At 38.5% G+C, this 8,893-nt stretch carries 2 protein-coding genes; both read right to left on the bottom strand.

Annotation, left to right across the window (positions count from 1 at the left end; genetic code table 11):
* The coding region (locus ACFIM6_RS09025; protein ID WP_375612558.1) for an autotransporter outer membrane beta-barrel domain-containing protein at positions 1-2,552 on the bottom strand (2,552 nt) is incomplete at its 3' end.
* Positions 2,553-3,192: 640 nt separating this feature from the next.
* A complete protein-coding gene (locus tag ACFIM6_RS09020; protein ID WP_375612557.1) occupies positions 3,193-8,238 on the bottom strand; it encodes an autotransporter outer membrane beta-barrel domain-containing protein in 5,046 nt (1,681 codons plus the stop codon).
* Positions 8,239-8,893: the final 655 nt, after the last annotated feature.

The raw sequence follows: 8,893 nt of genomic DNA, 5'->3' as shown, positions 1-8,893 counted from the left end.
TCATCAAAGAGGTTTTGTGCAATATCGGCTTTGCCTTGGCTTGAGTCTGGTCCATAGGCACGTAGTGTATACATATCCGGTAAGCCACCTCTTGTGGTATAACCATTTACCAGTTTGAAAGAGTTTTCTTCTGCTTTTCCAGAAACTTGAATGAGTGAAAGACCACGGACATTGGCAGCAGCAGAGGTATTTGCTTCGATATTGTTCTCTTCTAAGCGCCCCGTGACATAAACTGATGTGTTGCCAGAGACATCCCCATGGATCAAAAGTCTATCGGTTTTTTGGTCATTTATTGCAGCACCATCACTCCAAGCCGTGTTGAAGTAAATCTTTGCATCACCCGTTGCATTGTAGACTTCTTGCGTGTCTGGTTTACCAGAACCTATATGCAATGTTTGGTAATGCTCTTCTGTTGGTTTCTCAAAAACAATGGAGCTGTTATCGAGATTAAGCACAGAAACATCAGAACGAGATCTTTGAGCGATATCAAGCAGATTGCCATCATCATCTTTTTCGTTTTTGCTGATTTTCAACGTCCATGTTGTATCGTTTTTCAGATCAAAGCGTACATTTCTGTCTTTAGCAATATTTGCTCTGCCTTCTAGAGTAGACTGATCAGTGCTTAAGGTGAAGGTGCCGTTGGAGATCGCTTTAACCTCTTTACCATCCCACAAATCTTTATCTTTCCATGACGTTTTGTCCCAAGCAATACCATTTCCTAGTAAAACATCGGCATGGACCTCTGATTTTTTAAGATTGACTGTGCCGATTGATGGAGCTGTAGTATCTTCGATACTTTTTTCAACAACAGCTCCAATGAAAATTCCTGTGCCATTTTCAGCATGAAGCTCTGCATTGGTCAGATTGATCTCATTACTATGATATTTTTGTGGATCATGCGAGCCATTTGGATTATCATCGGAGAAAGTTGCGAATTGTAAACCGGCAACTTCTGCTGTGGCAGAAACATCTGTCAGATCAATATGTCCGCCATTTATTACAACCAGCGCAGCCATTTTTGCTTCTATTTTATTTTTCTTCCCATTCTGAGGAGCGTCGGATTGGGTATCTAGACCTTTAGAATTAGTATCAATAGCGCCATTAATCATCTTAATTGTGCCATCTTCACCAGTAGCGAGACCAATACCAACATTTTGAATAGTTGTTTTGCCATTTAATTCAACTATACTATCGGCCTCCCAAGTGCTTATACCAACGGTTTCTTCTTCGGACTCACCACCAATTATTGTTAAATCTCCGGTAATGATTTTACTCCCATCATCTGCATAAAGACCTTCATCAAAATTTTGAATGGTTGTTTTGCCAGTTAACTGAATTTCACTCCCAGAGCCCGATGTCCATACACCAGATCGTGCTTCATTGGGGTTATCATTAATTGCTTTACCACTGACTATTGTTAAATCTCCGCTAACGATTTTGCCACCATTAAAGGCTCTAAGACCGACAAAAACTTTTTCAATGGTTGTATGACCCTTTAATTGAACTTCACTATTGGGATCAATGGCTATTATACCAGAAGTACCGTATTCTTGGTTTTCATAAGCAGTTATTGTTAAATCTTCGCTGGTGATTTTACCACCTTTTTCTGCTCTCAGTCCATCTCTAACTTTTTCAATGCTTGTTTTGCCTTTTAATTCAATTATGCTTCCAAAGCCATTGGCATTTGCACCGTTTCCGAAGTTATTGGTTGTTAGAGTAACATCCGTAATTTCAATACGTCCACCATTTTCTGTAAGTAATGCGCCTTCATGTCCATTCCAATTTCCTCCTATGACAGCTCCTCCTTTCATTGTGATCTTGGATTCTATACCATCTGCATGGAGTGCATTACCCTTAGATGATGCGACTGTAACATTGTTGTTTAAAGTAATGATGCTGCCATTTTGAGCAGATATTGCTGTATTTTTTGCACGAAATGATCCTCCAGAGATTGTTATTGTCGAGTGATCATCTGCAAATATGCCTTTTAGTGCTTGAGTAACGGTTACATTGTTCAAGGTTACTGTGCTGTTTTTAGCACTTATTCCTAAGGATAGTGAACTGTTATCGTTTTCACTCGATATTACCACGTCTTCCAGCTTGTTTTTTTTACTCTTACTGTCAGAAAAGGAAGCACCAGTGCTAGATAAAATGCCAGATGAGGAGGCCTCCATTCCAGAATATGTAATTGTTCCCTTAGTCATTTGAAGTGTAGCACCGTCTTTGGCTTCAAGGCCTAAGAAAATACCAGAACCAGTGCCTTTAATGGTTGTGCCATCCAGTAACTCAATCGCACTGTTAGCACCTTCTGCTGTTACAGCATAGACGGTTTTGTTTGTGCCTTGGTTTATATCTTTATTCATAACAATGGTTAAATGTTTTCCAATGATTTTGCCACCGCCTTTTGCGTGAATAGTTTCGTAGGTTTTATCGGATACTTCTTGTTGTTTTCCCTCAGAAACTACGAGGGTTTCAGCATGTGCACTGAACTGGATATTGAACAGGATAATAGCGGCTGCAGCTGTGCATGATAAAAGGGATGTTTTATACACTAGTATTCTCCTTATGATAGCCCCCAAATATTCATTTCCCCGCGAACTTCATAAGAAGAAGTGAAAATGGATAGTTGTTATTAATTTCAGTAATTGTTTTTATTTGGTAAGACATTTTTGGTTTTTTGTCAAAATTAAAAAATAATTGATATTAATTATGTCTAATACAAAATGTATTTATAATGGATTTTATTTAAAGAATTATAATTTTGAATATTATTATTCAGAGAAATATTGTGAGATACTGATATAGTGGTACCATAACATCTTTTACCTGATGGTAGATGACGCAAATTGGGGTTATGAGGGAACAAAAAAGGATGTAGAAGAAGCTAGTAAAAAAGCTAACTTACTTGGGCTTAAAGTGGGCTTTCATCTTTCAACACAGTGGTATTAATTTATTTCTAATAGACTTCTCTTTTTTTCAAAGTAGGAAGTACTCTTCATTCACTGGGGATAGAAGTGCTCTGTTGCGTTTGTTGTGTCTTGTCTTGGGGATTTTCGTAAAGAACTAAGTATAAAGAGGGAAGGGTGCTTTAAAAGGAAAAAGGATGACTTTAATGTACAAAAAAGGCAGTATATTGTGCTGCCCTTTTTGTTAAATTGAATAGAATGAATAGGCTATTTTTACAGCCTTGATTTAAAACAGATAGCGTATGCCACCTGAAAAGCTTGCACCACTTATACCAGTTTTCTGAAGCTTTTGTCGATAGCTTACATCAGCGTAAAGAGAGAAATTGTGAGACAGTTGTGCATTGATGCCAACGCCGCCCTCAATTGCTGTTCCCATGGGATCAAGGTCAAAATCTCTGCCAATCTGGATGGTACCATCATCACCAAAGGTTTTGATCAAGTTTGCTTTTCCATAGAAGGAAATGGCAGGACCATTTTCAGTGGTCATAATGGTTTTGGTTAAACGTCCACCAACACGGATCAACCATTGAGAAGGATTGTTCATATCAATTTTTAAATTATCAGCATCTTCAATGGTATCAAACATCAAATGTTGATAAGCAAGTTGTATTTGGGGCTCGAAGGTTAAACCTTCCATTCCGGTAGAAAATTGTTTGCCAACGGTGGTGGAAATACTCAACATTTTTACATTGTTCAATTTCGCGGTTTTACCAATGATAGCATTGGTGATATCGCCCTTTATTATCCCATAGGATAAAAGCGTATCGATATAGAAACCACTGTCATGTTGTACACTACCATAGGCAGTGAGAGACCATTTATCTAGGGTGCTTTTACTTGCATCCTGCATCTCTTTTGGAGTGAAAGACAGCTGCCCATAGGTACCTATAAGACCGAAATGTGTCGTGGTATTTTGTCCTTCTAATGCCGCTAATGTGACACCGGCTTGGAGAGCAGCATAGCGAATATCAGCACCATAACCATATTTAAGGGGACCGCGTTTCGAGGATAAGGTTCCTGTACCCCCATAGGTAGAGAGGAAGAAACTGTTTTTTAGATTTTTCTGCTCTCCCAAGACTGTTGTTCTCATATTGGCTAAAAGTGCATTTTGCTTGGCCATATCGGCCAATCCAGTATAAAAGAGGGCATTTGGCATAACCAAATAGCTTGCCATTTGTGGTACAACTGCTCTTACTTTTGAATCGGGGTCAAGAAATTCAGGCTGCAAGCGGAAGTCCCAGAAATCTTTATCCTTTTCATCGAATAAGTTTTGGTTAGCATTGGCCTTGCCATAACTTGATACTGGTCCATAGGAAGTTAGCGTATATTTATAAGGAGTTCCTCCTATGGTGGTATAGCCATTTTTCAATTTAAAGGAGTCTTCTTTTGCTTCTCCAGAAACTTGAATAAGTGAAAGTCCACCTATATTTGAAGGAGGAGAAGCATTTTCTACACTCTCGTTATCCTCTGAAACACTTTTGACATAAACTGTTGTGGTGCCTGCTACATCACCGTGAATGAGAAGCCTATCGGTTTTTTGTGCATCTATTGCAACACCATCACTCCATATAGCGTTGAAATGAATTTCTGCCTTACCAGAGGCATTATAGACTGCTAGAGTGGTTGGTATTCCAGATCCTACATGCAATGTATGATAATGATCTTCTACCAGCCCATTGAAAACAATAGAACTATCATTGAGATTGAGCACAGAAATATCAGAACGTGACCTTTGAGCAATAGCAAGCAGTTTTCCATCATCATCGGTTTCTTTTGTACTGGTTTTCAATATCCATGTTGCCTTGTTTGTCAAATCAAAGCGTACAGTTCTGTTTTCTGCAATTTTTGCTCTTCCCTTTAATACGGAGTGATTAGCATTTAATGTAAAAGCAAAATTATTTTCTTTAGTTGAAGCTTTTGCTGCTAATAAAATATCGGCACTGATTTCTGAATTTTTGAGATTGGCTATACCGATTGATTGGTCTGCGTTAATTCCAATACTATTTTCAGTGCGAATCTTTGTATTTGTCAAGTTGATTTCTAAGGCGTTATCGTCCTCGGATTTATCAAATATTATGCCACTGTTTTCTGCTGTTGCAGAAACATTTGTTACATCAATATATCCGCTATTTTTTACAACAAATGCTGATCCTTTTGCTGCTACGGTCCCTCCATTCATTTTAATCGTGCCACCGTTTTCTGCATAAAGTCCGATGAAAGTATTGCTAATCGCTGTATTTCCATGCAATTCAATTAAGCTGTAAGGATTGCTGGCAGCTGCACCGTATCCGTTGCCATCCATTGTTGTTAGAGCAACGTCTGTGACCTTAATATGTCCACCATTCATTGCAAACAATGCCATGGTTTTTGCAGTTACTGTTCCACCAGTCATTATAATTGTGCCACTATTTTCTGCATCAAGTCCGGTTACAGCATTATTAATTGTTGTCTTTCCATATAATTCAATCAAGCTTTCAGGATCGGTTGCAGCAGCACCATAGTTACCATTTGTTGTTGTTAAAGCAACATCTGTGACTTTAATATGCCCACCGCTTTTTGCAAGCAATGCCATGTTTGTTGCGGTTACAGTTCCTCCCGTCATTGTGATTGCACCACTGTTTTCTGCATTGAGCCCGATGAAAGCATTATTAATCGTTGTCTTTCCATCCAATTCAATCAAGCTTTCAGGATCGGAGGTAGCTGCTCCGTATCCGTTACCATACATCGTTGTTAGAGCAACATCTGTGAGCTTAATATGTCCTCCGCTTTTTGCAAGCAATGCCATGTTTGTTGCGGTTACAGTTCCATCTGCCATTGTGATAGTACCACTATTTTCTGTATAAAGTCCGATGAAAGCATTATTAATCGTTGTCTTTCCATGCAATTCAATCAAGCTTTCAGGATCGGAGGTAGCTGCTCCGTATCCGTTGCCATACATCGTTGTTAGAGCAACATCTGTGAGCTTAATATGTCCTCCGCTTTTTGCAAGCAATGCCATGTTTGTTGCGGTTACAGTTCCACCCGCCATTGTGATAGTACCACTATTTTCTGTATTAAGCCCGATGAAAGCATTATCAATTATTGTCTTTCCATATAATTCAATCAAGCTGTCAGGATCAGTGGTAGCTGCACCGTATCCGTTGCCATCCATTGTTGTTAGAGCAACATCTGTGACCTTAATATGTCCACCGTTTGCTGCAAACAGTGCCATGTTTGTTGCGGTTACAGTTCCATCCGCCATTGTGATAGTACCACTATTTTCTGTATAAAGTCCGATGAAAGCATTATTAATTGTTGTCTTTCCATGCAATTCAATCAAGCTGTTAGGATCGCTGGTAGCTGCACCGTATCCGTTGCCATCCATTGTTGTTAGAGCAACATCTGTGACCTTAATATGTCCACCGCTTTTTGTAAGTACTGCCGCGCTTTTCCCAGTTACAGTTCCACCCGCCATTGAGATAGTGCCACTATTTTCTGTATAAAGTCCGATGAGAGCATTATTAATTGTTGTCTTCCCATCCAATTCAATTAAGCTTTCAGGATCGGTGGAAGCTGCACCGTATCCGTTTCCGTCCATCGTTGTTAGAGCAACATCTGTGATCTTAATATATCCACCGTTCATGGTAAACAATGCTGCGCTTTTTGCAGTTACAGCTCCTCCCGTCATTATGATGACACCACTGTTTTCCGCATCAAGTCCATTTATAGCATTAGTAATCGTTGTCTCTCCATCCAATTCAATAAAGCTGTAAGGATCGGTGGAAGCTGCCCCGTATCCGTTTCCGTCCATCGTTGTTAGAGCAACATCTGTGACCTTAATATATCCACCTTTTTGTGCAAATAATGCTCTATTTCCTGCAGTCACTGTCCCTCCCATCATTATGATTGTAGAGAATAAACCGTCTGCATAGAGTCCATCACCATCAGATGATGTAACTTGAACGCTGCCTTCTTTACTATTGGCTAAAGTAATGAAGCTGCCGTTCATTACGTATAGCCCTGTGTGTTCTCCATCAAATGCTCCTCCTAATATCGTTACTTGTGAACCATCTTCTGCCGATATGCTGGTGTCTGCTTGCGTAATGGTTACATTTTCTAAAGTGAGATGACTTCCGGCAAAGGCCGTTATTCCTGTGTATAAAAACTCTTCTTTTTCATTTTCTAATTCACTTTCCCATCCAGGGTCTAATTCATTGTCCGATGTTTTCACACTTTCTAGCTTGTCTTGATCACTTATGCTGGTATTTGCATAAGTAATGGTTACATTTTCTAATTTGTTTTTATCGCTTTTACTCTCATTGAAGAACGCACCAGTTTCAAAAGCCGTAATGGTTCCTCCAGTCATTGTGATTGTGCTACCGTTTGTTGCATAAAGCCCAATTACAGCGTCATTAATTACCGTATTTCCGTGTAGTTCAATTGTGCTGTCAACATCATTAGCTATTGCACCGATTCCGGTGCCATCTTTTTTTAAAGTAACATCTGTGACGTCAATATGTCCGCCATTTTCTGCAAGTAATGCTGTATTTTCTACAGTGACTGATCCTCCTATCATTGTGATTGTGGATTGTGCACCATTTGCATAGAGTCCGTCACCATGAGATGATGTAACTTGAACACTGCCTTTTTTATTATCGGCTAATTCACTATAGGTTAAAGTAATAGCGCTGCCTTCCGTAGCAGATATTCCTTTGAGTTCTCCATCAAATGCTCCTCCTAAAATCGTTATTTCAGAATGATCATTTGCAAATATACTGGTGTTTGCTTGCGTAACCGTTACGTTTTCTAAAGTAACTTTGCTTTTGTTGTCGGCATTTATTCCCTTGTCCATGAAGTGGTCATCTTTACCGCTTGATATTGTTACACCTTCCAGCTTGTTTTTATCATTCATACTGTTTTCGAAGAAAGCGCCAATTTCAGAAACCGTAATAATGCCTCCAGTCATTTTGATTGTAGCATCATCTTTTGCATTAAGACCGAGACGAATGTCAAAATCAGTTCCTTTAATGGCTGTGTCTTGCAGTAATGTAATCGCACTGCCAAAACCGTCAGCTGTTACAGCATAAATATCCGTGTCTTTATTCCCAACCACAGTTAAATGTGTGCCGGTAATTTCCCCGTTGTCTTTTGCATGAATAATCTCATACGTTGTGTTAGATACTTCTTTTTTCTCGCCGGAAACTTCAAGAGTTTCAGCATATACATTGATATGGGTGTTGAATAGCATGACAGCTATGACAGCTGTGCAGCATAAAAGGGATTTTTTACACATCAAGATTTTCCTAACTTATAAGAGCCACACACTCTTCCCCCGCTTATAAGAAGGATATCAAATGGATGGATATTTTAGAGATGGAACGTGAATAGGATATTTTTATTTTTGTGTAAAGTATAAATTAACTTATACATTTAATATATAATGTATTATATTTAAATTCATTTAGTATTAAATGAATACATTATGTTAATATTATATAAGTATTATAAGTTTTTCTATTTAAGATATGTGTTATGTTTGCATAAAACTTGTTGCTTATGCTTAAAGAAAAGGAGTAGGCAAGAAAATTTCAAAAAACTGTATGCTTGAGCCTGATAGAGATCTCTTCCAACATCATGAAACCAAAGATGATACCATAGCTTTCATGTTTTTCTTTAACACGGTTACGATAAAATAGCGCTCATTGATTTTTCAATCGACTTTTAGTTTTTTTAAGGGATATTTTTACTAGTTAAAAGCGCGATATTTTATTGTCTTGAGTTTTTTAACTAATTTTCTTAAAGAAAAATGTTGGCGGTGTGTACTGGTAGAAAAGAATAGGGGAGAGATAAAAAGGCAGCATATTGTGCTGCCCTTTTTATTAAATTGAATAGAATGAATAGGCTATTTTTACAGCCTTGATTTAAAACTGATAGCGTATGCCGCCTGA

The organism is Bartonella sp. AA9NXGY, assembly GCF_042196845.1.
In the GTDB taxonomy this organism is placed as follows: Bacteria; Pseudomonadota; Alphaproteobacteria; order Rhizobiales; family Rhizobiaceae; genus Bartonella.
The sequence above is the reverse complement of the archived record's forward strand: the minus strand, read 5'-3'. Positions and strand labels throughout refer to the sequence as shown.

Coding starts and splice junctions, on each gene's coding strand:
- ACFIM6_RS09020 (WP_375612557.1), bottom strand. CDS start 8,238: ATGTGTAAAAAATCCCTTTTATGCTGCACAGCTGTCATAGCTGTCATG.